This window comes from Gordonia sp. NPDC003422 (assembly GCF_053588675.1).
The window spans coordinates 177,721-201,850 of the sequence record NZ_JBSFQL010000002.1 but is presented as its reverse complement, the minus strand read 5'-3'; the positions used below and the strand labels follow the sequence as shown (position 1 = coordinate 201,850).

Genomic DNA, 24,130 nt, shown 5'->3' with positions numbered 1-24,130 from the left:
GTTAGGCTGCGCTGGTTGTGGACATCCTTTCGCCGAGAATCGCGTTCAGCTTGTCGATGCAAGTGCCGCATCCTTCGCCTGCTCCGCATCGCTCGCCGATCGCGTCGGCTGTGATGGCGCCGTCATCGACGTGCTGATGAACCTCGTCGACGGTGACTGCGCGGCAAATGCAAACGAACATGGGAACTCACTTCGGGGCTGGGTTAGGAAAGGGTTGCATAATTTCTGGCTTTCCACAAGGGTTGCCTTACCTATTGCAGTCCTGACCGGCGTCCTGTCGGTGGCCACCCGTAGGCTCGGTCACCGTGTCGATCACGATTTCCACCGTCAATGTCAACGGCATCCGCGCCGCGATGAAACAGCGGTCGGAGGCCAATCGCGGCCTGTCCGCGTGGCTGGCCGAGACCGAGTCCGACGTCGTGCTGCTGCAGGAGATCCGTGCATCCGAGGATCAGGCGCTCGACGTGCTGGCACCGGTGCTCGAGCAGGGCTGGCAGCTCGTCATGAGTGAGTCGGTGGTGAAGGGCCACGCCGGTGTCGGAGTGCTCACGCGCGGCGCGCCGGCCGCCGTCCGGGTCGGGTGCGGCAGCGACGAATTCGACCCGACAGGCCGCTACCTCGAAGTCGACCTCGACACCCCCATCGGACCTCTCACGGCGGCGAGTCTGTACCTTCCCAAGGGCGCCGCACTGACGTCGGACCCCAAGGACATCGCCAAGCACGACGAGAAGGTCCGCTTCATGACGGATTTCGCCGATCATCTGGGCCGGCTGGTGCGTCGCCGACGCCACGTCGTGGTCGGCGGCGACTGGAACATCGCCCATGCCGAGGCAGACATCAAGAACTGGAAGGGCAACCTCAAGAACCCGGGTTTCCTTCCGCACGAACGGGAATGGGTCGGCAATCTGCTCGCATCCGGCTGGTACGACGTGATGCGCGAGCTGTATCCCGACGACGCCGGCCCGTACTCGTGGTGGTCGTGGCGGGGCAAGGCGTTCGACAACGACTCCGGGTGGCGCATCGACTACCCGCTGGCCAACAAGTCCTTGGCGTCGCGGGCCGTGAAGGGTGCGGTGGACCGTGCCGCCGCCTACGACCTGCGGTGGTCCGACCATGCACCGGTCACCGTGAAATTCGAGTGACACCGTCTGAGAGACTGGACCCATGACCAGCGATTCCGTTGATTCGACGCCGCGGCGCCGGGTGCTCTCCGGCATTCAGCCGACCAGTGATTCCTTCCATCTGGGGAATTACCTGGGCGCGGTGAAGCAGTGGGTCGAGTTGCAGGAGGAGTTCGACGCCTTCTACTTCATCCCGGACATGCACGCGATCACCGTTCCGCAGGACCCCGCGCAGCTGCGGGAACGGACTCGCGTCAGCGTCGCACAGCTCTTGGCGGTCGGCGTCGATCCGGGCAGGGCGACGATCTACGTGCAATCCCACGTACCGGAGATCGCACAACTCACCTGGGTCCTGTCGTGCATCACCGGGTTCGGTGAGGCCAGCCGGATGACGCAGTTCAAGGACAAGTCCGCCAAGCAGGGAACCGAAGCTGCCGGCGTCGGCCTGTTCACGTACCCGATCCTGCAGGCGGCCGACATCCTGGCATTCCAGGTCGATCAGGTGCCGGTCGGTGAGGATCAGCGCCAGCACCTCGAGCTCACCCGCGATCTGGCACAACGTTTCAACAAGCGATTCGGCAAGGCTTTCCGCGTACCCGAGGTCTCCATCGTCAAAGAGTTCGCCAAGATCTACGACCTGCAGAACCCGACGGCCAAGATGAGCAAGTCCGCCGACACCGACAAGGGCTTGATCAAACTTCTGGACGATCCGAAGGCATCGGCCAAGAAGATTCGCTCGGCCGTGACCGACACCGGGTCGGAGGTGACGTTTGATCCTCAGGAGAAGCCGGGCGTCAGCAACCTGCTCACCATCCAATCGGCATTGTCGGGCGTCGGCGTCGACGACCTCGTCGCAAAGTACGAGGGCAAGCGTTACGGCGATCTCAAGGTCGACACCGCCGAGGTGCTCGCCGAGTTCGTCACCCCGCTGCGTGGCCGGGTGTCGGAGATCCTGGCCGACGAGACCTACCTCGACGGCATCCTCGCGCAGGGCGCTGCCCGTGCGCGTGAAGTGGCTTCCCGGACGCTGGCCGACGTGTATGACAAAGTGGGGTTCCTGGCCCCGAACGCGCGGTGAGCATCTAGCAGGCGGTGACCGCCGCGGGTCGGGGGATAGCGGGACAGTGCAGCACCGACCCGGAAGGCGGCACCGATGACGTCATCGATCGAGTCCCCAGCGAAGGCCCAACACGCCGAGAAGTCGCAACCGGCTGAGAAGTCCGAGCCATCGCTGGTCGACAAAGCCAAAGCCGCCTTTGCGGCGGCTCGGAAGCGGTGGCCGTGGATCGAGCATCTCGTCGCGACCGTCGAGCGGTACAACGATCGACGCGGCAACGTCTACGCCGCCGCGATCAGTTTCAACGGCATCCTCGCCCTCGTCCCGATCACGATGGTGGTGTTCGCTCTCGCCGCCGTTGTACTGGTCAACCAGCCCGAGTTGCTCGAGCGACTTCAGGACGCGGTGGTCGATGCCGTTCCGGGCAAGGCCGGCGACCAGGTGAACGACGTCATCAACTCGGCCATCGACTCCCGGGCTACCGTCGGCATCGTCGGCCTGATCGGCGCCGCGTTCACCGGCATCGGATGGATTTCCGGTGTGCGCGTGGCGTTCACGGAGATGTACGGAGGCCGTGTCGAACGCAACGCAGTGATGTCCAAGGTGTGGGACCTGCTCACCTTCGTTCTGCTCGGACTCGCGTTCGCCGCGACCATGGCACTGACCACGCTCGGCAACAGTGGGCTGACGACGAAGGTGTTGTCGTGGGTGGGGCTCGACGACGCGTCGTGGGCACCCACCGTGGTGCGGGGGGTCTCGATCCTGGTGTCGGTGTTCGCGTCGTGGCTGCTGTTCACCTTCATCCTCGCACGACTTCCGTTGGTGCCGTTGCCCTTTGTCAACGCGATGAAAGCAGGTCTGGTCACCGCCATCGCCTTCGAGATCGTGAAATCCCTTGGCGGCCTCTACCTCAAATCGGTCCTGAGTAGCCCCGCCGGTGTCGCGTTCGGCCCGATCCTCGGCGTCATGGTCTTCGCCTACCTCGCCTCGCGGATCGTTCTGTACGCCTCGGCGTGGTGCGCGACCGACCCGATCAACAGCGAGTTCCAGGTCGACGAGGAAGAAGAGACCCTGCCGCCGGTGGTGATTTCCCCGACCACACAGGTCAATCCGGTCCCGAAGCCCGGCGTGATCGCGGCTGCGGTCGGCGCGGGAGCGGCGGCGAGTGCGGTGCTCGGGTGGATCATGCGACGTGACTGAGCACGTGCGTCAGCGCTTCGACCCGAAGAATCGGAGACCGAGTAGGAGCAGGACAACCGCCGCGAGCGCGGCGACGAGTCCGATGAGGACTTGCACGGAGGTCGAACCCGTGCTGTCCGACGACGGACCGGCGCGCTGCGTCACCTCGGGTCGGGCGGCCGGGGTCGACGCGGCCGGGGCAGGTGTCGCCTCGACGAGCAAGCCCACCGACACGGTGGGCGCTGCGCGAAAACCATAGTCGAGCAAGGACTTCGCCTGATCCCAGTACATGCTGCCGCCCACCGACAGGCCGTACATCTGCACGATGACCAGTGTGCGCCCGTTGCGTTGCACCGCCCCGACAAAGGTCTTCAACGCATCGTCGGTGTAGCCGGTCTTGCCGCCCAGCGCGCCTGGATAACCTTCGAGGAGAAGGTGATTGGTGGTGTACATGTCGTAGGCGGGGTGGGGCTTGTCGCCGGGGATGTCGGGCCGAGGTGGGTATCCGGGGAACCGGTAGGTCGGCTTGGCGATCATCTCGCGAAAGGTGTTGTTCCGCATGGCTTGCCGATACAGCAGGGCCAAATCGTAGGGGGAGGTCGACATGCCGGCAGCATCGAGGCCCGACGGGCTCGCCGCCCGTGTGTCGTGTGCGCCCAGTGACGCGGCCAACTCGTTCATCTTCGTCAGCGCCTGCTCACGTCCACCGAGTGATCGGGCCAGTGCGTTTGCGCAATCGTTCCCGGACACCATGAGCAGTCCGGTGACCAGGTCGCGCGTGGTGTAGTGACCGCCGGGGCCCATCCCGCACGAATCGCCCTCGGTACTCCAGTCCTCGACCGTCGGCTCGACCACGGCGTCGAGGTCGAGGTCACGCAGGGCGACGAGTGCGAGCAGCACCTTGATGGTCGACGCCGGACGGTAGCGGCCGTGCGGGTCTTTGGCGGCGATGACGTGACCGGATTCGAGGTCGGCGACGAGCCATCCGGCCGACGTCAGCCCGGGCGGGACGGGCCCCGCGGCCGGGTCGGCGACCAGCCCGCATCCGGCGAGCCGTTCGCCTCCGACAGCGGGCTTGGGTACGGGCAGCGGCGGCGGGGTGGTGGCGCCGGGCTGTACGACCTCCGAAGCGTCGACCGCAGGTGGCGTCTTCACCTTGTGTGGGCAGTGGTCGGTTACCGGCGTGGGCGGTGCGGCATGGGCCGAGCCCGGGAGAACTCCCGGCACGGCGGTGGCGGCGACCAGCCCGGTCACCGCAACAATTCGCTTCGCGCGATGCGTCCACCCCGACTTCATCGCCGAGGACGTTACCAGCGATGGTGCCGGAGGTCACAGCGACGCGAGGAGTCAGAGCAGCGTGTATGCCTCGGTGAGAACCGACCGCAGGATCTGTTCCATCTCGTCGAACTCTGCCTGTCCGGCGATCAGCGGTGGCGCGAGCTGAACCACCGGGTCGCCGCGGTCATCGGCCCGACAGTAGAGGCCCGCGTCGAACAGCGCGCTGGACAGGAAACCACGCAGGATGCGCTCGGATTCGGCTGCGTTGAAGCTCTCCCTGGTGGTCTTGTCCTTGACGAGTTCGATGGCGTGGAAGAAGCCCTCACCACGCACATCGCCGACGATCGGCAGGTCGTGCAGCTTCTCGAGCGTCGCACGGAATGCGGGTGCCTGCGTCTTCACATGATCGTTGAGCCCCTCGCGTTCGAAGATGTCGAGGTTGGCGAGCGCGACCGCGGCGGACACCGGATGGCCACCGAAGGTGTATCCGTGGGGGAAGGTCGTCGACCCGTCGTTGAACGGCTCGAACAGTCGATCACTCGCGATCATCGCGCCGATCGGTGAGTACCCCGAGGTCATGCCTTTCGCGCAGGTGATGATGTCGGGTACGTAACCGAAGTCGTCGCACGCAAACATCGATCCGATCCGGCCGAACGCGCAGATCACCTCGTCGGAGACCAGCAACACGTCGTACTCGTCGCAGATCTCGCGAACCCGTTCGAAGTAGCCCGGCGGTGGCGGGAAACAGCCACCGGCGTTCTGCACCGGTTCCAGGAACACCGCGGCGACGGTGTCGGGTCCCTCGAACTCGATCGCCTCGGCGATGCGATCGGCCGCCCAGCGACCGAACTTCTTCGGGTCGGCGGCGAGTTCGTCGGTGGGGGCGCGGTAGATGTTGGTGTTGGGAACCCGGAAACCACCCGGGGTCAGGGGCTCGAACATCTGCTTGAGCGCGGGCACGCCGGTGATGGCCAGTGCGCCCTGCGGGGTGCCGTGATAGGCGACCGCGCGCGAGATCACCTTGTGCTTGAGGGGTTTGCCGCTCAGCTTGAAGTACTGTTTGGCCAGCTTCCAGGCCGATTCCACGGCTTCGCCGCCGCCGGTGGTGAAGAACACCCGGTTGAGGTCGCCGGGCGCATACGCGGCGAGGCGTTCGGCGAGCTCGATGGCGGGTGGGGTCGCGTACGACCAGAGCGGGAAGAATGCCAGTTCCCGAGCCTGAGCGGCGGCAGCCTGCGCAAGTTCCTCGCGGCCGTGTCCGACCTGTACGACGAACAGGCCGGCCAGTCCGTCGAGGTAGCTGCGGCCGCGATCGTCGAAGATCCGGACGCCCTCGCCGCGCGTGATCACCGGCGGTGCGATTCCTTCGCCGTGCCGGGCGAAGTGGCCCCACAGGTGGGCGGCGCTGCGCTCACCGAGTGACTGATGTGTTGCTGCGGTCATCGGGTTCCCCAATTGTATTGCTGTTTGACGAGTTTCAGGTAGACGAGGGTCTCGGTGCTGGTGACCCCGGGGTGGGCGCGGACCTTCTGGTTCAGGATGGTCAGCAGGTGGTCGTCGTCTTCGCAGACCACCTCGATCAAGATGTCGAACGAACCGGCCGTGAGGACGACGTAGTCGATCTCCGCGTGTTCGGCCAGTGCCGTCGCGACGGCCTGAGTGTCGCCCGCGCACCGGATTCCGATGAGGGCCTGGCGGGCGAATCCGAGCTTCAGCGGGTCGGTGACGGCCACGATCTGCAGAAGTCCGGAGTCGCTGAGTTTCTGGACCCGGTTGCGGACGGCAGCCTCGGACAGCCCGATCTCCTTGCCGATGGAGGCATACGAGCTGCGCCCGTCGGCCTGCAGCAACTCGATGATGCGCTTGGCAGTGTCGTCCAAGGGCGTGTTGGTTGTCTCGGCCACAGCTCTACCGTGACGGATTTCGTGGTTTGGCGCAACTTTCACCGACGATTTCATCCGAAAATCTTGCCCTAACGTGTCGAATACGCAGAGAGCCGGGTAGAATCGCGCACGTGCTGAGGACGAAGGCGTGCTGGATTGCGGGTGAGTCGGTCGAGGGATCGGGTGAACGCCACGTCGTTGTCGATCCTGCCACCGACACGCCGGTCGCGGAACTACGGCTTGCCACGATCGCCGAGGTCGACGCCGCAGTCGCCGCCGCGAGGCTCGCGCAGAAGTCATGGGGGACAACGACACCGGCGGAGCGGTCGAGTGTTCTCGCCGCCTTCGCCGATGCGATCGACGCCGCGGCGGAGGATCTTGCGCAGGAGGAAGTGGCGCAGACCGGCAAGGCAGTTCGGCTTGCCCGCGAGTTCGACGTGCCCGGCAGTGTGGACAACGCCCGCTTCTTCGCCGGGGCGGCGCGCAATCTCGAGGGGAAGGCCACCGCGGAGTACTCGCCAGACCACACGTCGTCGATCCGGCGTGAACCGATGGGCGTGGTCGGGTCCATCACGCCGTGGAACTATCCGCTGCAGATGGCTGTCTGGAAGGTCTTGCCCGCGCTCGCCGCCGGTTGTGCGGTGGTCCTCAAGCCTGCCGAGTTGACGCCCCTCACCACGCTGACCCTGGCCCGGCTGGCCACTGAGTCGGGCCTGCCCGACGGCGTGTTCAACGTCGTCGTCGGCACCGGCATCGAGGTGGGCGCGGAACTCGCGGGACATCGGGGCGTGGACATGGTCACCTTCACGGGGTCGACCGGGGTGGGCCGAGCGGTCATGTCGCAGGCGGCGGCCAACGGTACCCGTGTCCAACTCGAACTCGGCGGCAAGGCGCCGTTCGTGGTCTTCGACGATGCCGACCTCGACGCTGCCGTGCAGGGCGCGGTGGCCGGGTCGCTGATCAATGCCGGACAGGATTGCACGGCCGCCACCCGAGCGATTGTCGCGCCCGAACTCTACGACGACTTCGTGGCAGGGGTCGCCGACGTGATGTCGTCGGTGGTGATGGGCGATCCGCGCTCGGCTGCAACCGATCTCGGCTCACTGGTCTCCCGGGCGCATCGGGACAAGGTCGCCGGGATGGTCGATCGTGCCCGCGCTGCGGGGGCACGGATCGTCGTCGGCGGCGAGGTACCCGCCGGACCCGGGGCGTTTTACCCACCCACCCTCGTCGCCGATGTCGACGAGCATTCGGAGATCTATCGAGACGAGGTCTTCGGTCCGGTGTTGACCGTTTCGTCGTTCACCGACGACGACGATGCCATCCGCCGGGCCAACGACACGGTGTACGGGCTCGCGGCCTCGGCGTGGACCAGGGACGTCTACCGGGCCGGGCGAGCGTCTCGAGAGATCCATGCGGGCTGCGTGTGGATCAACGACCACATTCCCATCATCAGCGAGATGCCGCACGGCGGCGTGGGGGCCTCCGGCTTCGGCAAAGACATGTCGACCTACTCACTCGATGAGTACCTCGCCATCAAGCACGTCATGAGCGATATCACCGGCAAAGCCGAAAAGAACTGGCACAGGACGGTTTTCGCAGACCCCACGAGGACCAGCTGATGACCTGGGCCGCCACTGCCGGACCCGAAGCGATCGAGATGGTCGCGCAGGCGTCCTCGGCCCCGTTTTGGCTCGATCGCCCCGATCGCCCCGCTGCACGCCCCCGTCTGACCGGCATGGTGGATGCGGATCTGCTGGTGGTCGGAGGTGGATTCACCGGTTTGTGGACCGCGGTCACCGCGGCCGAACGTGATCCCGGACGCCGCGTCGTGCTGGTGGAGCGCGACCGGATCGCCGAACACGCATCCGGCCGCAACGGCGGATTCTGCTCGGCAAGCCTCACCCACGGGATCGGCAACGGGCTCACCCGCTTTCCCGACGAGATGACCCGCCTGAGCCAACTCGGCAGTGCGACACTCGACGAGATCGAAGCGGCTCTGGACAGACTCGGCATCGACGCCGACGCCGAGCGGACCGGCGAACTCGACATCGCGAACTTCGACTGGCAGTTCGAGGACCTCGCCGAGATGGCCGACCAGGCAACACTTCTGGGTCAGCAACTGTCTCTGCTCGACGAGTCTGACGCGCGCGAGCGGGTCCATTCGCCGATGGTCCGCGGCGCAGCCTTCGACCCCGAGGTGATCATGCTCGATCCGGCGAAGCTCGCCTGGGGTCTGGCCCGGGCCGCCGAACGCCTCGGCGTGCAGATCTTCGAGGGCACCGAGGTCACCGCACTCGCCGACGACGCTGGTCGGATGCGGGCCGACACTGCCTTCGGCTCCGTCGCGGCCGACAAAGTGGTGCTGGCCACCTCCGCGAGTCCGTCACTCGTCCGTCGTCTGCGCCTGTACACGGTGCCGGTGTGGGACTACGCACTGATGACCGAACCGCTGAGCGCCGATCAGCGGGCCTCGCTCGGCTGGGCCGGACGCGAGGGTCTGGCCGACAGTGGGCCGCGCTTTCACTACTTTCGGCTCACCGCAGACGACCGCATCTTGTTCGGCGGTTGGGATGCCCTGTATCACTTCGGATCTGGTCGGTCGAGGCGCCACGAGTACGACGCCGGAGAGTTCGCGCTGCTCGCCGAGCACCTACTCCAGTTCTTCCCGCAACTCGCAGGCGTCAAGGCCACGCACACCTGGGGCGGCGTCATCGACACCAGTTCCCGGTTCTGCGCGTTCTGGGATCGGTCTTACGGCGGTCGGGTTGTCACCGCAGTGGGATTCACCGGGCTCGGTGTCGGTGCCTCGCACTTCGCGGCGGCCTCCGCGCTCGACTTGGTGGACGGTCTCGACACCGAACGTACCCGGCTGAAGATGGTGCGCTCCAAGCCGATTCCGTTCCCACCCGAGCCGCTGCGCTGGCTGGGCATCACGGTCACCCGACATCAGCTCGCGCGCAGCGAGCGGCGCGCGGGCGCCCGGGGGCTGTGGCTGACGGCGATGGACAAGGTCGGACTCGGCTTCGACAGCTGATCCGAAGAGTACTGCCTTCGGCGTCCTGAACTGCGGAAAACTGTACCTGGGAGCCCAGTCAAATGCGCAGTGCGCGTGGCCGGGCTGAGGCGTACAGACATCCAACGGGGTTAGCGGCGTGTTCCTGTGGTCTCACCGGCTCGCCGCAGCAGGTGGCGTCTGAAGCGGTCGCCGTGACGTGTCTCCGAGGGCAATATGCCCTCGGTGGCACCTGAGATGGACCGCTTCGGACGCCTCCGGCTCTTCCCGCTTCCACGATCGCCGACGACGTCGGCGGGTCGGTCGCTGATCCGAAGAGTTAGGTGACCAATGCTCTGAACTGGGAAAATGTGTCAGCGTCGGGCTCACTGAAAGTAGACGGGGAAGAACTTCTTCCCCGGGGTTCGTAGTCGTCCGCTAGAAAGTTCTGGGGGAGGACACCAATGGTCGGGGACGAAGTTTCTTCCCCGACTTTTTGTGGGCGCGTGTTCCTGGTGTCGCCACCGGCGGAACGCGACGGCCGACAAGCGGTGACTGAGATCGGGCCCGTCAGCGTCCGCTTCCGGGACATACCCGGAGGACCACCGTCAGGGGCCCGATCCTGGCCACTGGCCCCGACCCACCTTCCCGCCGCCACGATCGCCGACGACGTCGGCGGGTGGTCGATGACTCCTCAGCAGGCGTTCAATCCTTTGGGGGTTCAATCCTTTGGGGTGACGATGACCGGTGCGGTGGTCCAGCGCAGGATGCGAGCGGCGGTGCTCCCCAGGAAGACACGCTTGTCTGCGCCGAGATGCCCTGAGCCCACGGCCACCAGGTCGTTCTGGTCCCACGTCAGATTGTCCAGGGCTTCGTCGAGCGTCGAGCCGTCGGCGACGACCACGTCGACGTCGAGATCGGTGTCCACCGATGCCTTGGTCGCTTCCAGCAGCTCTTTCGCCACCGAGACCTGGTGGGCGCGCGCGGCACGGGCTGAGTCGTCGTCGAAGGGTGAATCCAGGGAGACGAGGGAGAGCAACCGGAGGTCGAGGCGTCCGAGTTCGGCCAGTTCGAGTGCGAACGGCAACGGGTTGGCGGCCGATTGCTTCACGGGCACGGCGACAGTGATCATGTCGAGGCTGACGTTCTCACGATCGGCGTAACTGCGCGGGGCGAGCGCGACCGGGAGCGGCGAGGAATGCAGCAACTCGGTGCTGACGGTCCCGAGGCTGTGGCGGCGCAACACGCCGTCGTTGGTGCCACCGACGACGATCATTGCGGCACCGGCCTGCTCGGCGAGACCGATGAGTCCGGCGGCGAACGACTCGTTGACCACCACGACGGTCCGGGTTTCCACGCCGTCCGGGATGCGGGCTGCGCCTTCGCTGAGCCATTGTGCGGCTTGGTTTTCCAGACGTTCCTGATATTGATCGAGCCCGGGGCTGCCGTCGAAGACCATAGGCTTGACGACGCAGACGAGGTCGATGGCCGCACCGGTGGCGCTGGCCAGCGCGCACGCGAGCGCGACACCGTCGTTGCCCGATGGAGTCGCCAGGTATCCGACGGTCAGGCGTAACGGATTGGGCGCGGTGTCGTTGGCTTGGGACTCAGTAGACATCGGGCACCTTCACTTCGGTGGTGGCGGTCAGGGTCTTGCCGCGGAAGAAGTCGCTGTTGTGGGCGAAGCAGGCGAGCATCAACGGGATTCCCAGCACCAACATGCCCACGCCCAAGATGAAGACGCCACCCACACCACCCACCGACGTCGACCCGTAGTCGACAGCGAACATGTCGATCGCCGATTTGACGAACGCCCACGTCATCGCCAACCCGCCGAGGAGGGGGAACAGGCCGCGGAAGAAGAAGTTGCGGGCGGATTGGAACAGTGTGCGGCGGAAGTACCACACGCAGGCGTACGCGGTGATGCCGTAGTAGAAGGCGACCGCGAGCCCGAGTGAGGCGATCGAGTCGGCCAAGGTGTTGCTGCTGAGCAACGACAGGACGAGATAGAAGGCGAGGGCCGAGCCGCCCATGACCGCGGTGCCGAACGCGGGTGTCATGTAGCGGGGATGGATGACGGCGAAGCGGTCCGGCAGCGCCTTGTACACGGCCATCGACAGACTGCCTCGCGCAGTGGGCAGGATTGTCGACTGCGTCGACGACAGCGCCGAAACGCTCACGGTCAACAACAGGGCCGCGGCCATGAAACCGCCCGCGACCGGGTCGCCGAGAATGGTCAGCACGTCGTCGGTGTTCTCAGGGTTGTTCAATCCGATCCCGGTGTCACCGAATCCGGCGAACGACTCCACGGCGTAGGCCACCAGAACGTAGGTGGCGACCAGGATCAGGCAGGTGATGACCGCGGCCCGCCCCGGGGTCTTGGCGGGGTTCTTGGTCTCCTCGCTGATCGCGAGGCAGGCATCCCATCCCCAGTAGATGAAGATGCAGAGGATGACAGCCGCGGCGATCTCCGACGACGTGAGTCCGGTCGGCGACAGCCAGCTCAACTCCGGGGTGATTGCCTGCTCGCCGGCCTTGCCCAGCCCGACCTTGGTCAACGCGATCACGCTGGCGGTGATCAGGACCGCGAACTGGATGAACATGAGGACGGCCTGGATGCGCTCGCTGATCACGATCCCGCGAATGCTGACCCACGTCATCAGTGCGATGAAAGCGGAGCCCAGGAGCACCTTGATCCACAGGTTTTCGGCGAGGGAGTCGAGCGTCAGGAACTTCAGCAGGTACACCGCGGCGACCTCGGCCACGTTCGCGAGCACGATGATCGCCGACACCGCGAGACCCCAGCCGCCGATCCAGCCGATCCATGGTCCGAATGCCTTGGTGCCCCAGGTGAAAGTGGTCCCGCAATCCGGGGTGTCACGTGAGAGCTCGCGGTAGGCGAAGGCCACCAACAGCATTGGGATGAAGGCGACCACGAACATTGCCGGGGCCTTGGTGTGTACGTTTTCCACGACGTACCCCAGCGTCGCCGCGAGGCTGTACGCCGGCGCCACCGCCGAAAGACCGATGATGACGTTGCCGAGAAGCCCGATGGAACCGGCACGCAAGCCCTTGTCGCCGCCTTGTATCTCGGCCTGTACCGCCTCGCTCATGACTTGCTCCCACGTCTGATGCGCGTGTGCTCTGCGCATTGGTGGGAACAGACTAAGGTTTCCGTCGCAGTTGTGCAGTCTGACGACGAAATCAGTCGTCAAGTCTCCAACAATGTCCGGATTGGCTGCGTCGAACCGACACAGTGTGAGCGTTTCGACGCTCCGGGCCGATCCGCGGCCGCCGCTGTGTCACCCCCGTCGGCGAATCCCGGTCAGCCACCGACGCATGACCGCATCGGCGAGTGCGCCTGCCCGGGCCTCGGCCTCGCCTGCCGCGTCGGCGAAGGCCGCCGTCGCATCGTCACCGATCGCCGCCGCGACAGCGGCGTACGAGTCGGGGCCCGAGAGCCACTCCCGGACCGACGACTCGCCGGCCTCGATGTGGAACTGCACTCCGTAACTGGCGCCAAGGCGGTAGATCTGGTGAGGACATTCGTGTGACGAGCCGAGCAGCACGGCGCCCGGTGGCAATGCGAACGTGTCGAAATGCCATTGCACGGTTGAGAACTCGTGTCCCGGCGTCGCCGACCAGACCGGGTCTCGGCGCCCTTCCTCGGTCAGGACCACGCGGTGCACCCCGAGCTCCGGGGTCTCGGCGCGCGTGACTCGTGCGCCGAGTGCCGCCGCCAGCAGCTGGGCGCCGAGGCAGACTCCCCAGATCGGAACGCCACGCTCGTGTGCCTCGCGCAGGAAATCGATTTCTTTCGCCAGCCAGGGCAGACTACCGGCGTCGCCGACACCCATTGCCCCACCCATGACGACGATGGCGTCGACGTCACCGAGGTCGCCCGGCAGCGGCTCCCGCCAGACGCGGACGGTGGTCACATCTGCGAGGTCGTCGAGGGCCGGCGAATACGCTCCGGGCGGCTCGGTTTCCGCATGCCGCAATTCCAGGACACGAAGGCGTTCGGAGGACACAGCTCCTGACGCTAGCGTCCCTTCGATCCTGGTGCAGCGTGTGCGCGGGGCCGCCGGGCATCGTCGCAGTAGACGGTCGCGTACTTGCCGTGCGCCTGCTGCACGACGACCCGGTGCTCGTTCACCCAGATCTCGCATCCGGCGTAGTTGCCCATCGACTGGAACATGACGTTGGTGCGCTGATCCCGCATCGTGCGGGTATAGACCATGACCCCGGTCCACAGATGGCTCGCGGCGTCGTGGCGGGGCAGTGGCACGTCGGTCTGTGCCTGCATCCGGTTGTTGGTGTCGAACCAGGTTGCCGCGCTGTTGTATTCGCGGTCGGAGGTCAGAACGACGGTGATGCGGTCGCCCTGCCCGGTGGCGCCGGGGGCAGGACCAGTGGCGCCCGGAGCCGCGGCGGCCTGCGGTGCCCAGGCGGGCATCAGGATCGCGAGGCAGGTGAACAGGATCGGGACGAGGGTGCGGCAACGTGACATCGGATCTCCTCGGGTCGCAAAGAATCGGGACATCAACTTGGACGCAGCGGACCCGAAGTCGGTTCCCACCACCAGCGATGAGTTTTGTGCGCGGCCGCGGTCTGTCAGTGCGACGAAGGGAGATCGCATGCGCGTAGTCGTTGTCAACCACGTCAGCATGGACGGGGTCATCCAGGCGCCGGGCCGCGCCGACGAGGACACGAGAGGTGGTTTCCGCCACGGCGGATGGGCGTCGGCGGCCAACGACCCGGCGGCGGGCCCGGCGATCGGTGCCGCGATGGGGCCGGTGATGGGCGCGGACTTCTCGTGGCTGTTCGGCATGCGCAGCTACGAGGACATGCTGGGGCACTGGAATGCGGTCGGCGGACCGTTCAAAGAGGGGCTCAACAACACGACCAAGTATGTTGCGTCGTCGCGCCCCGACGTCGAATTGGCCTGGCCCAATTCGATTCTCGTCACCGGCGACGTACCCGCTCAGATCGCGGAGATGCGCGAGCGCCCGGGTGGCAACCTCGTCATCATGGGCAGCGGTCAACTCATCCGCTCCCTGTTGCCGCGCGGACTCGTCGAGGAGATGCTGCTCATGGTCCACCCGCTCGTGCTGGGCTCGGGCGCCCGCATGTTCGCCGACGACGCCGACGAACTGCAACGCTTCGGCCTGGAAGACGTGTCGTCGGCAGGCGGGGTCGTGTTGCTGAGGTATCAGGCGGCCGCAGAAACAGACGCACCCGCCTCGTGAACCGGGGCGGGTGCGTCTGGGCTGCAGAGAAGATGCGTAATCGTCAGCGCGAGAACATGAGTGCGCGCTTGACCTCCTGGATCGCCTGCGTGACCTGGATACCACGCGGGCAGGCGTCGGTGCAGTTGAAAGTGGTGCGGCACCGCCACACACCGTCCATGTCGTTGAGGATGTCGAGTCGCTCGACGGCCCCTTCGTCGCGGCTGTCGAAGATGAAGCGGTGCGCGTTCACGATGGCCGCCGGACCGAAGTAGCTGCCGTCGTTCCAGAACACCGGGCAGCTCGTGGTGCAGCACGCACACAGGATGCACTTGGTGGTGTCGTCGAACCGGGCGCGGTCGGTGGCCGACTGGATGCGCTCGCGGGTCGGCTCGTTCCCGCTGGTGATGAGGAACGGCTTGATCGCGCGGTACGCGTCGAAGAACGGTTCCATGTTGACCACGAGATCCTTCTCCACCGGCAGACCCTTGATGGGCTCGATGGTGATGGTGATCTCTTTGCTCTTGTCCTTGGGGAGCAGGTCCTTCATGAGGAGCTTGCACGCCAGGCGGTTGACGCCGTTGATGCGCATCGCGTCCGAACCGCACACGCCGTGGGCGCAGCTGCGACGGAAGGTGAGGGTGCCGTCGAGGTAGCCCTTCACGTAGAGCAGCAGGTTGAGCAGACGGTCGGTGGGCAGCGCCGGTACTCGGAAGCTCTCGAAGCCCTGCGCGTCGGGATCCTCCGGGTTGAACCGGAAGATCTTCAGGGTCACCATGGTCGCCTCGTCGGGCACCGGTGGCAGTGGCGGCTCCTCGGTGTTGGGAGCCGGGTTGTCCATGATCGCCGTCATCAGTACTTACGCTCCATCGGCTCGTATCGGGTCTGGACCACGGGCTTGTAGTCCAGCTCGATGTCGGAGAGCAGGTCGGTGCCCTTCTTGTACGCCATCGTGTGTCGCATGTAGTTCACGTCGTCGCGGTTGGGGTAGTCCTCGCGGGCGTGGCCGCCACGGGACTCCTTGCGATTGAGTGCGCCTGCGACGGTGACCTCGGCCATCTCGAGGAGGAAGCCGAGTTCGATGGCCTCGAGAAGGTCGGAGTTGAAGCGCTTGCCCTTGTCGTGCACACGGACGTGGGCGTAGCGCTCCTTGAACATGTGGATGTCGGACAGCGCCTGCTTGAGGGTCTCCTCGGTGCGGAACACCGACGCGTTGTTGTCCATCGACGCCTGCAACTCGGTACGGATGTCGGCGACCCGCTCGTGGCCGTGCTCGGAGAGCATGTCGGCGATCCACCCGTCGACCATCTCGGTGGGGTTCTCCGGCAGCTCGGCGAAATCGGCCGAGTTGGCGTAGTCGGCCGCGGCGATACCCGCGCGTCGACCGAACACGTTGATGTCGAGGAGCGAGTTGGTGCCCAGGCGGTTGGCGCCGTGCACCGACACGCAGGCGCACTCACCGGCGGCGAACAGCCCGTGCACGATCTCGTCGTTGTTGCGCAGCACCTGACCTTCGATGTTGGTCGGGATGCCGCCCATCACGTAGTGGCAGGTCGGGTACACCGGCACGTATTCGGTGACCGGGTCGACGCCGAGGTAGGTGCGGGAGAACTCGGTGATGTCGGGCAGCTTCTCGTTGAGCACGTCCTCACCGAGGTGGGTGACGTCGATGTAGACGTAGTCCTTGTTGGGGCCCGCGCCGCGACCCTCGAGGACCTCGAGCACCATCGACCGCGCCACGATGTCGCGGGGGGCGAGGTCCTTGATGGTGGGGGCGTAGCGCTCCATGAAGCGCTCACCCTCGGCGTTGCGCAGGATGCCGCCCTCGCCGCGAACCGCTTCCGAGATGAGGATGCCGAGCCCGGCCAGGCCGGTCGGATGGAACTGGTGGAACTCCATGTCTTCCAACGGGAGTCCCTTGCGGAAGATGATGCCCATGCCGTCGCCGGTCAGCGTGTGCGCGTTGGACGTCGTCTTGTACATGCGTCCCGAACCGCCGGTGGCGAACACGATCGACTTGGCGTGGAACACGTGGATCTCACCGGTGGCGAGTTCGTAGGCGACGACGCCGGTCGCGACCATCTCGCCGTCGGCGTTCTCGCTCAGGCAGATGTCGAGGGCGTAGAACTCGTTGAAGAACTCGACGTCGTGCTTGACGCAGTTCTGATAGAGGGTCTGCAGGATCATGTGGCCGGTGCGGTCGGCCGCGTAGCAAGCACGACGCACGGGCGCCTTGCCGTGGTCGCGCGTGTGGCCGCCGAAACGCCGCTGGTCGATCTTGCCCTCGGGGGTGCGGTTGAACGGCAACCCCATCTTCTCGAGGTCGAGCACCGCGTCGATGGCCTCCTTGGCCATGATCTCCGCGGCATCCTGATCGACGATGTAGTCGCCGCCCTTGACCGTGTCGAAGGTGTGCCACTCCCAGTTGTCCTCCTCGACGTTGGCCAGCGCGGCACACATGCCGCCCTGAGCCGCGCCGGTGTGGCTACGGGTGGGGTAGAGCTTGGTCAGCACGGCCGTGCGGGCCCGAGGCGCTGCCTCGATGGCGGCTCGCATGCCTGCGCCGCCGGCACCGACGATGACGACGTCGTAGCGGTGTTCCTGCATGTGTTCTCAAGTCTCCTTAGTTGGACTCGACCGACCCGATGGTCAGAATCGCGTAGGTGCCGAGGACGAGGATCAGGATCATCGACAGCCCGAGTAGCACGTTGAGCCAGAATCGGGTCGAATCCTTGCGGGAGTAGTCGGCGATCACGGTGCGAACGCCGTTGCCGCCGTGCAGCTGGGCGAGCCACAACATGGTGAGGTCCCAGATCTGCCAGAACGGATGGCTCCAGCGCTCGAGCACGAAGCTGGCATCGATGCGGTGCACGCCGTCGTCCCACGCCAGCATGATGAACATGTGGCCGATGGTCAGGATGATCAGGGCGAGGCCGGAGAACCGCATGAACAGCCATGCGTTCTTCTCGAAGTTGCCGCCCTTGGGCTTGCGCGGTGACCGCGGGTTGTCGAGGCTGGCCGGGCGGTCGTGCTGAGTGCCCAGCGTCTTGGCGAGGTGTGTCTCGGAGGTCGTCATCTTCTGCGCGTCTCCTAGAGCGAATGGGTGATCAGGATCTGCAGCAACCGGATGGTCGCGGCACCGAACACGATGACGAACAGGCCGAGGATCGCCCACAGCATCTGGCGCTGGTACTTCGGACCCTTGGACCAGAAGTCGATCAGGATGATGCGCAGACCGTTGAACGCGTGATAGAGCACGCAGGCGACGAGACCGATCTCCATGAGGCCGATGATCGGCGTCTTATAGGTCTCGATGACCTCGGAGTACTTGTTCGGATCGACGCGGATGACCGCAGTGTCGAGAACGTGTACGAAGAGAAAGAAGAAGATGGTCACACCGGTGATGCGGTGCAAGACCCAGGACCACATGCCTGGGTCGCCACGATACAGAGATCGCCTGCGCACCGGCTCGGGTGCGACTTCGGTGGGGGTGCTCATCGGGAAAGTGGCCTCCAACATCGTCGATGGACGCGCCGAATCGGCATGCTCCGACTCGACCGTGGACCCATGTCAAAAGACTCTAAACCCATGGTGGGACCGGTGGTAAATTGCCCGAACCGATTTGGGCGACAAGAGATTCCGACTTAGGTTTGCCTTACCAAGGATCTCGTGGTAGCGAATATCACACCCCGCAGCACTCATCTGAAAGGTCAGGAGGTTGTTGTGCGCATCGAAATTGACTGGAATACGTTGCGAGACAAAGCCAATGACATGATCCCGCGGGCTTACGCGCCCTATTCCGGGTTTCCGGTCGGCGCAGCTGCTATCACCGACGACGGTCGGATCGTGGCGGGTTGCAATGTGGAAAATGTCTCATACGGGCTCGGCATCTGCGCCGAGGTCGCGCTGGTCGCGCAGCTGATCTCTGGCGGCGGATCGAGGCTGGTGGCGGTCAGTGTCTGTGATCGGCGGGGGGCCGTGCTGATGCCGTGTGGGCGGTGCCGTCAGGTGCTCTACGAGCATGGCGGACCCGATCTCCTCATCGACCATGGCTCCGGACCGAAGGCGCTGGCCACGCTGCTGCCGGACGCATTCGGTCCCGACGATCTGGAGGTGGCCCAGTGACCGAGGTCGACGAGGTGATTCATGCGGTGGCGGTGATCGCGTCCAAACGGGACGGTCGGGAGCTGACCGACGCACAGATCGCGTGGGTCGTCGATGCGTATACCCGCGGTGAGGTGGCACCCGAGCAGATGTCGTCATTGTTGATGGCGATCTTCCTGCGGGGGATGACGCGCCGGGAGATCGCCACGTGGACCCGGGCGATGATCGACAGTGGCCGCCGGATGGACCTCTCCGGATTGCGGCGCGACGCCCGACCGCTCGCCACCGTCGACAAGCACTCGACCGGCGGCGTCGGAGACAAGATCACGCTTCCGCTCACACCGCTCGTCGCGTCGTTCGGGGTCGCGGTTCCGCAACTGTCGGGTCGTGGACTCGGACACACCGGCGGCACCCTCGACAAACTGGAGTCGATCCCGGGGTGGCGTGCGGATGTGTCGGCCGACGACATGATCGCCCAGCTCGAGGACGTGGGCGCGGTGGTGTGCGCGGCGGGTGCCGACCTGGCACCCGCCGATCGCAAGCTGTACGCGCTGCGCGACGTGACCGGGACCGTGGAAACCATTCCGCTGCTCGCGAGTTCGATCATGAGCAAGAAGATCGCCGAGGGCACCGAGTCGCTCGTGCTCGACGTCAAGTTCGGGTCGGGCGCATTTCTGCGGGACATCGACCAGTCGCGGCTGCTCGCCGAGACCATGGTCGAACTCGGCAGCGACGCAGGGGTGCGCACGGTCGCGCTGCTCACCGACATGAACACCCCGCTCGGGCTGACCGTCGGCAACGCCGTCGAGGTCGCCGAGTCCGTGGAGGTCCTGGCGGGTGGCGGGCCCGACGATGTGGTCGAGCTGACGCTGGCCCTGGCACGCGAGATGCTCGACGCCGTCGGCCTGACCGCGGCCGATCCTGCCGAGCACCTGGCCAACGGTCGTGCGATGGACACCTGGCGGACGATGATCGCCGCGCAGGGCGGCGACCCTGATGCAGCCCTTCCGGTCGCGGATCATTCCGACGTGGTGGTCGCACCCGCCGACGGCGTCATCACCGTGATGGATGCGCGGGCCGTCGGTGATGCGGCGTGGCGGCTCGGCGCCGGCCGATCCCGCCCGGGGGAGTCGGTGCAGTCGGAGGCGGGCGTGACCATCCACGCCAAACCGGGCGACCGGGTGCGGGCGGGCGAACCGCTGTTCACCCTGCACACCCAGACACCCGAGCGTTTCGCCGGGGCGCGAGCGGTGCTCGTCGACGCCGTCGAGGTCTCGGCGGGTGGCGAACCTCCCGCCCGCTCCCTGGTGCTGGATAGGGTGAGCTCATGAGGCCGCTGGATCTCGCCAACATCACACTCGCCCCCAAGGTTCTGCTCCACGACCACCTCGACGGCGGGCTGCGGCCGGCGACGGTGCTCGACCTCGCCCAACAGACCGGATACGACGACCTGCCCGCCGACGACGTCGACGATTTGGCGCGCTGGTTCCGGGAGGCCGCCGACAGCGGGTCGCTGGAGAAGTATCTGGAGACCTTCGCGCACACCGTCGGGGTGATGCAGACGGCCGACGCCCTGGAGCGGGTCGCGCGCGAATGCGTGGAAGACCTCGCCGACGACGGCGTCGTGTACGCCGAGATCCGCTATGCACCCGAGCAGCACCTCGAACGGGGACTGACGCTGGACGAGGTGGTGGAGGCAGTGCTGCGCGGTTTCGCCGACGGTGAGGCCACCGCAGCTCAGCGCGGCAAGCCGATCGCGGTTCGGTGCCTGGTCACCGCGATGCGTCACGCCGCGCGATCTCGCGAGATCGCCGAACTGGCCGTGCGTTATCGGGATCGCGGTGTGGTCGGGTTCGACATCGCCGGCGCCGAGGCCGGACACCCACCGACCCGACATCTCGACGCGTTCGAGTACATGCGTGCCAACAGCGCCCCGTTCACCATCCATGCCGGCGAGGCGTTCGGGCTGCCGTCCATCCATGAGGCGATCGGATTCTGTGGCACCGACCGCCTCGGACACGGTGTGCGCGTCATCGACGACATCGAGCTGCCCGCCGACGCCGACCCGGCAGCAGAGTCGTTCGTCGGCGCTCGGCTGGGGGACATCGCGAACATCGTGCGCGACAAGCGAATTCCACTCGAGCTCTGCCCGAGTTCCAACGTGCAGACCGGGGCCGTGGCCTCCATCGCCGAGCATCCGTTCAACGTCCTCGCGCGGCTGCGCTTCCGGGTGACGGTCAACACCGACAACCGGCTGATGAGCGACACCACCATGAGCAACGAGTTCCTCCAACTCGCACGCCAATTCGGTTACGGCTGGGCCGATTTCGAGCGGTTCACAGTGAACGCGATGAAGTCGGCGTTCATCCACTTCGACGAACGGCTCGCATTCATCGACGACGTGATCAAACCGGGGTACGCCGTGCTGCTCGGGTGACCGTCCGCCGCTCTGAGGTGCCACACCCCATCCTCCCTGAGGTGCTCTCGGCTGGCGCCTCGAGCACCGCAGCCGGCGGTGGTGGATGCTCAGCCGGCGGGAGCGTGACGGGCGATCAGCCCTTCTTCTCCAGGCGGTCCTCGAAGTCGTGCTCGAGTGCGCGCCAGGCTTCGGCCTCGTTGTCGAACGGCGGGCTCGGAGCCATCCGCTTGGGGTCGGGGTTGACGGCGTAGTCGACAAACCAGCCGAGCGGAGTGGTGGAGGCGAGTGCCTCGCCGACGGCGTTGTCGCCGGCGTAATCCGCTGCGTCGGTGAACAATTCGACGGCGAGGTCGAGCTGATTGCGGTCCATGCGGCGCGGGCCGTCGGCGATGTCCTCGGACAGTCCGGGCAGGATGTAGACGTTGTCGTCGATGACGTCGAACTCCAACGAGCCGTCGGTGGCGCCGGAACGAACGTCCTCGAACGTCGACAGGTCGGCCAGGTCGTGGTTGTTCTGGTTGGCGATGAACCGCGAGAGTGACCGTCCGGAAGTGAACACGAAGATCTTGCCGTTCGCGCCCAGGAACACCGGCTCGTCACCGAGGTAGCAGCGCAGCGTCAGGTACTCGTTGGCGCTGGTGACGATGCGGATCGGGTCGATGCCGACAGACGCCCAGAAGTCGTCTTCCAGGTCGTCCTCGTCGTCTTCTTCTTCCTCGTCCTCTTCGTCGGTGTCGCTGTCCTCGTCCTCGTCGTCTTCCGAGTCCGATTCGTCGTCGTCTTCGTCGGAATCGGCGTCGGTGTCGACGATCTCGATGTCGTCGTCGGCCGGCTCGTCCTCATCCTCGGCAGAGGCTGCGGCTTCGAGTTCGGCTTCGGCCGCGACCACGGCGTCGGCGTCGACCTCGGGCGTCTTGATGACATCGTCGATCGCGTCGAGCACGTCATCCCAGTGCTTGGCGATGAGCCGGCCGATCCGGACCCACAGGTCGGTGCCCTCACGCCCCTCGAAGTTGCGGGTGCCGGTGGTCACCGCGCCGAGGATCGGGTTGCCGTTGAAGAACTTGGTGATGGTGGTGAGCTCACACACCTCGCCGAGGATGCGCACGATCTCGAGCGCGTCCTCGAGTTCGGCGATGACCTCAGGGGTGGGATCCTCGGCCGCCAGTTCCGGCACGCCGACGAGGTCGTAGCTGTGCCGATCGTCGGGGACCAGCTCGTCGGCCTGCAGTCCTACGACGATCGACCATGCGGGATGGTCGGCCAAGTCGTTGTCATCGTCGTTGCGGATGAACGCCGCGAGTTCGGCCACACCTGGCAGCACATAGAGATCCTCGTCGAGGCCGAGGAAGGCCTCCCATTCGTCGTCGCCCTCACGCCAACGTGGTGCCCACAAGGTGAAGCTGTTTCCGTCGGTGAGTCCGAGCTCAATAGGGACGATGTCTCCGGCCATGGGGACACAGCGTAGCGATTCTGTCTGTGACGCCGGGTAGTGACCCCACGACAGTTGGGTGAACGATCGCCCATTTCCAACTTCGTTGCGCCCAACTTCGTTGCGCGTAGCGTGGTTCATCGGGGGCGATAGAACCCCTCAAATGTCTGAGACATGTTGGTCGTCCGCACCGCAGACACCTGCACCGGATTGCCTGCCTCCACCATCTGCCCGTTCCCGATGTACATCGCGACGTGACCCGACCAGACGGCGAGATCACCCGGCTGCAGATCTGCCTGTGACACCTGGACGCCGGCGGTGTCCTGATCTTGCGCGAGCCTGGGCAGCTCGAGACCGGCCTGGCGATACGCCCACTGGGTGAGTCCACTGCAGTCGAAGCCGTCCGGTGTCGTGCCACCCCACTGGTAGCGCACGCCGCGCTGCGAGAGGGCGGCGCGTACTGCCTTGGCGGCGCGTTCGTTCGGCGCGTAGGCGGTCGAGCCGTCGGGCAGAGTGATCGGGATCCGCCCGCCGGGGTGGTCGTTGTTTGTGGTCCGGTCGTTCGTGATCCGGTCGCCGGGCGGCGCCACCTCGGCGGGCGCGACGTGCCGGGCCAACGCCAACATCTTGGTGGTGTCGGCCTTCAGTTCATGCCGTGCGCGACCGACGATCTCCATGCCGCGGGTCACATGATCGATGGCTACCGGCAGGATGGTCGCCAGCCCGGCCGGGGTGTACAGCTGCGGCCCGAGTGCGGTTGCGATCCGCTCGAACGAATCCACCAGTGTGTTGAGCGCGGTCGAGGCGACCTTGACCTTGCGACTGGCGTCTTCGACGATCCGCGAGAACTCGACGCCGTCGTTGCGCAGGGCGGTGTTCCGGTTCTGTGTGTTGATGGTCGCTCGTCGGGCGGCATCTCCGCCTTCGCCACGCCAACCATCGCCGAGACCACGCACGGAGGCCGCCGATCGCTCGCGGGTGTGCGTGAGATTCGCTGTGGTCGTGCGGACCTGATCGGCGGGATTGCCGGCCGGCAGCACGCCGGTGCCGAGCGCGGTGATCAGCAGCCGAAGCGGAGCGATGAGAAGTTCGACGGTGAGCATCAGGCCTTCCTCGCAGCGTCGGGCGTGGTGTCGCCGGCAATGTCCTTGCCGCACCGGCAATCGCGGGCGTTGTACGTCGTGTTTGCGCGCTCGGTCTTGTCGGAGACCGCGTCGTGCTGTCTGGCGGTGGTGTCCAGATGCCGGGTGTAGAGCTCGAACACCTGCACTGCCGCCGACAGGAACTCGGCGCCGATCAGCCCGAAGGTGATGGCGAGATCGGTGACGGCGCTGCGTTGCCGGGCCGCGTCCGCGTGGGTGTCGGCCGCGGCGGATCGCTGCGCAGCGGCGAAGGTTCGCAGGGATGGCGAATCGATGGTCAGTTGGCTCATAA

At 65.9% G+C, this 24,130-nt stretch carries 24 protein-coding genes; 9 read left to right on the top strand and 15 right to left on the bottom strand.

Translation table 11 applies throughout. From position 1 onward, the window contains the following. Position 1: 1 nt before the first annotated feature. Positions 2–181, bottom strand: a complete 180-nt coding sequence (locus ACWDTF_RS02640) for a (2Fe-2S)-binding protein (RefSeq protein WP_240856695.1) — start codon at positions 179–181, stop codon at positions 2–4. A 124-nt stretch (positions 182–305) separates the two neighbouring features. Here ACWDTF_RS02640 and ACWDTF_RS02635 point away from each other — a divergent pair, with 124 nt between their 5' ends. The 3 genes from ACWDTF_RS02635 to ACWDTF_RS02625 all read left to right on the top strand — a co-directional run bounded on the left by ACWDTF_RS02635 (position 306) and on the right by ACWDTF_RS02625 (position 3,378). Then, on the top strand, positions 306–1,142 hold the full coding sequence (locus tag ACWDTF_RS02635) for an exodeoxyribonuclease III (RefSeq protein WP_449753909.1): 837 nt from the start codon (positions 306–308) through the stop codon (positions 1,140–1,142). A 22-nt stretch (positions 1,143–1,164) separates the two neighbouring features. Beyond that, positions 1,165–2,199, top strand: coding sequence for a tryptophan--tRNA ligase (gene trpS, locus ACWDTF_RS02630; RefSeq protein ID WP_240856697.1), 1,035 nt, complete (start codon positions 1,165–1,167; stop codon positions 2,197–2,199). Positions 2,200–2,274: 75 nt separating this feature from the next. After that, positions 2,275–3,378, top strand: coding sequence for a YhjD/YihY/BrkB family envelope integrity protein (locus ACWDTF_RS02625; protein ID WP_355274527.1), 1,104 nt, complete (start codon positions 2,275–2,277; stop codon positions 3,376–3,378). Between the two features lie 9 nt (positions 3,379–3,387). Here ACWDTF_RS02625 and ACWDTF_RS02620 read toward each other — a convergent pair whose 3' ends face one another. Genes ACWDTF_RS02620 through ACWDTF_RS02610 form a run of 3 tightly spaced genes read right to left on the bottom strand, consistent with a single transcriptional unit; the run spans position 3,388 to position 6,539 of the window. Next, positions 3,388–4,653 (bottom strand): D-alanyl-D-alanine carboxypeptidase family protein, encoded by a 1,266-nt coding sequence (locus tag ACWDTF_RS02620; RefSeq protein ID WP_449753908.1) that lies wholly within the window; start codon positions 4,651–4,653, stop codon positions 3,388–3,390. Positions 4,654–4,704: 51 nt separating this feature from the next. Continuing rightward, positions 4,705–6,078: an aspartate aminotransferase family protein gene (locus ACWDTF_RS02615; protein ID WP_240856700.1), complete on the bottom strand. Its 1,374-nt coding sequence runs from the start codon at positions 6,076–6,078 to the stop codon at positions 4,705–4,707. Continuing rightward, positions 6,075–6,539, bottom strand: a complete 465-nt coding sequence (locus ACWDTF_RS02610; RefSeq protein WP_240856701.1) for an Lrp/AsnC family transcriptional regulator — start codon at positions 6,537–6,539, stop codon at positions 6,075–6,077. Before ACWDTF_RS02610 ends, ACWDTF_RS02615 begins: the two co-directional genes overlap by 4 nt. A 134-nt stretch (positions 6,540–6,673) precedes the next feature. Between ACWDTF_RS02610 and ACWDTF_RS02605 the strand changes: the two genes are divergently transcribed. Both ACWDTF_RS02605 and ACWDTF_RS02600 read left to right on the top strand, forming a co-directional pair. Further along, positions 6,674–8,140: an aminobutyraldehyde dehydrogenase gene (locus tag ACWDTF_RS02605; RefSeq protein ID WP_374246553.1), complete on the top strand. Its 1,467-nt coding sequence runs from the start codon at positions 6,674–6,676 to the stop codon at positions 8,138–8,140. Beyond that, the gene (locus ACWDTF_RS02600) at positions 8,140–9,555 is read left to right on the top strand and encodes an NAD(P)/FAD-dependent oxidoreductase (protein WP_449753907.1); all 1,416 of its coding nucleotides are present in this window, start codon (positions 8,140–8,142) and stop codon (positions 9,553–9,555) included. The genes ACWDTF_RS02605 and ACWDTF_RS02600 overlap by 1 nt, the downstream gene beginning before the upstream one ends. A 679-nt stretch (positions 9,556–10,234) precedes the next feature. On the opposite strand, the gene ACWDTF_RS02595 is transcribed toward ACWDTF_RS02600, so the two are convergent. The 4 genes from ACWDTF_RS02595 to ACWDTF_RS02580 form a co-directional block, all read right to left on the bottom strand. Further along, entirely contained in the window at positions 10,235–11,131 is an 897-nt protein-coding gene (locus ACWDTF_RS02595; RefSeq protein ID WP_240858685.1) for a universal stress protein, read from the bottom strand. Further along, complete coding sequence (locus tag ACWDTF_RS02590; protein WP_355274514.1) at positions 11,121–12,626, bottom strand: APC family permease; 1,506 nt, start codon at positions 12,624–12,626, stop codon at positions 11,121–11,123. Before ACWDTF_RS02590 ends, ACWDTF_RS02595 begins: the two co-directional genes overlap by 11 nt. Before the next feature lie 189 nt (positions 12,627–12,815). Next, the gene (locus ACWDTF_RS02585; RefSeq protein WP_449753906.1) at positions 12,816–13,544 is read right to left on the bottom strand and encodes a type 1 glutamine amidotransferase; all 729 of its coding nucleotides are present in this window, start codon (positions 13,542–13,544) and stop codon (positions 12,816–12,818) included. An 11-nt stretch (positions 13,545–13,555) separates the two neighbouring features. Then, positions 13,556–14,023, bottom strand: coding sequence for a hypothetical protein (locus ACWDTF_RS02580; RefSeq protein ID WP_449753905.1), 468 nt, complete (start codon positions 14,021–14,023; stop codon positions 13,556–13,558). Positions 14,024–14,150: 127 nt separating this feature from the next. On the opposite strand from ACWDTF_RS02580, the gene ACWDTF_RS02575 reads away from it, so the two are divergent. Beyond that, positions 14,151–14,762, top strand: a complete 612-nt coding sequence (locus ACWDTF_RS02575; RefSeq protein WP_355274508.1) for a dihydrofolate reductase family protein — start codon at positions 14,151–14,153, stop codon at positions 14,760–14,762. Positions 14,763–14,805: 43 nt separating this feature from the next. On the opposite strand, the gene ACWDTF_RS02570 is transcribed toward ACWDTF_RS02575, so the two are convergent. Genes ACWDTF_RS02570 through sdhC form a run of 4 tightly spaced genes read right to left on the bottom strand, consistent with a single transcriptional unit; the run spans position 14,806 to position 18,239 of the window. Continuing rightward, positions 14,806–15,594, bottom strand: a complete 789-nt coding sequence (locus ACWDTF_RS02570; RefSeq protein ID WP_240858695.1) for a succinate dehydrogenase iron-sulfur subunit — start codon at positions 15,592–15,594, stop codon at positions 14,806–14,808. Beyond that, on the bottom strand, positions 15,594–17,348 hold the full coding sequence (gene sdhA, locus ACWDTF_RS02565; protein WP_355274504.1) for a succinate dehydrogenase flavoprotein subunit: 1,755 nt from the start codon (positions 17,346–17,348) through the stop codon (positions 15,594–15,596). Before sdhA ends, ACWDTF_RS02570 begins: the two co-directional genes overlap by 1 nt. 16 nt (positions 17,349–17,364) lie before the next feature. Then, a complete protein-coding gene (locus tag ACWDTF_RS02560) occupies positions 17,365–17,817 on the bottom strand; it encodes a succinate dehydrogenase hydrophobic membrane anchor subunit (RefSeq protein WP_240858704.1) in 453 nt (150 codons plus the stop codon). A gap of 14 nt (positions 17,818–17,831) precedes the next feature. Further along, a complete protein-coding gene (gene sdhC / locus ACWDTF_RS02555; protein WP_240858709.1) occupies positions 17,832–18,239 on the bottom strand; it encodes a succinate dehydrogenase, cytochrome b556 subunit in 408 nt (135 codons plus the stop codon). Positions 18,240–18,464: 225 nt separating this feature from the next. Here sdhC and ACWDTF_RS02550 point away from each other — a divergent pair, with 225 nt between their 5' ends. The 3 genes from ACWDTF_RS02550 to ACWDTF_RS02540 are packed head-to-tail and all read left to right on the top strand — an operon-like array spanning position 18,465 to position 21,282. Next, positions 18,465–18,866: a cytidine deaminase gene (locus ACWDTF_RS02550; RefSeq protein ID WP_355274495.1), complete on the top strand. Its 402-nt coding sequence runs from the start codon at positions 18,465–18,467 to the stop codon at positions 18,864–18,866. Beyond that, complete coding sequence (locus tag ACWDTF_RS02545) at positions 18,863–20,176, top strand: thymidine phosphorylase (protein ID WP_355274492.1); 1,314 nt, start codon at positions 18,863–18,865, stop codon at positions 20,174–20,176. The genes ACWDTF_RS02550 and ACWDTF_RS02545 overlap by 4 nt, the downstream gene beginning before the upstream one ends. Beyond that, on the top strand, positions 20,173–21,282 hold the full coding sequence (locus ACWDTF_RS02540) for an adenosine deaminase (RefSeq protein WP_240858719.1): 1,110 nt from the start codon (positions 20,173–20,175) through the stop codon (positions 21,280–21,282). Before ACWDTF_RS02545 ends, ACWDTF_RS02540 begins: the two co-directional genes overlap by 4 nt. Before the next feature lie 115 nt (positions 21,283–21,397). Here the strand turns inward: ACWDTF_RS02540 and ACWDTF_RS02535 are convergent, their stop codons facing one another. The 3 genes from ACWDTF_RS02535 to ACWDTF_RS02525 all read right to left on the bottom strand — a co-directional run bounded on the left by ACWDTF_RS02535 (position 21,398) and on the right by ACWDTF_RS02525 (position 24,128). After that, entirely contained in the window at positions 21,398–22,717 is a 1,320-nt protein-coding gene (locus ACWDTF_RS02535; RefSeq protein WP_240858721.1) for a primosomal protein, read from the bottom strand. A gap of 116 nt (positions 22,718–22,833) precedes the next feature. Continuing rightward, a complete protein-coding gene (locus ACWDTF_RS02530; RefSeq protein WP_240858724.1) occupies positions 22,834–23,799 on the bottom strand; it encodes a C40 family peptidase in 966 nt (321 codons plus the stop codon). After that, positions 23,799–24,128 (bottom strand): type VII secretion target, encoded by a 330-nt coding sequence (locus ACWDTF_RS02525; RefSeq protein ID WP_240858728.1) that lies wholly within the window; start codon positions 24,126–24,128, stop codon positions 23,799–23,801. The genes ACWDTF_RS02530 and ACWDTF_RS02525 overlap by 1 nt, the downstream gene beginning before the upstream one ends. Between the last annotated feature and the right edge of the window lie 2 nt (positions 24,129–24,130).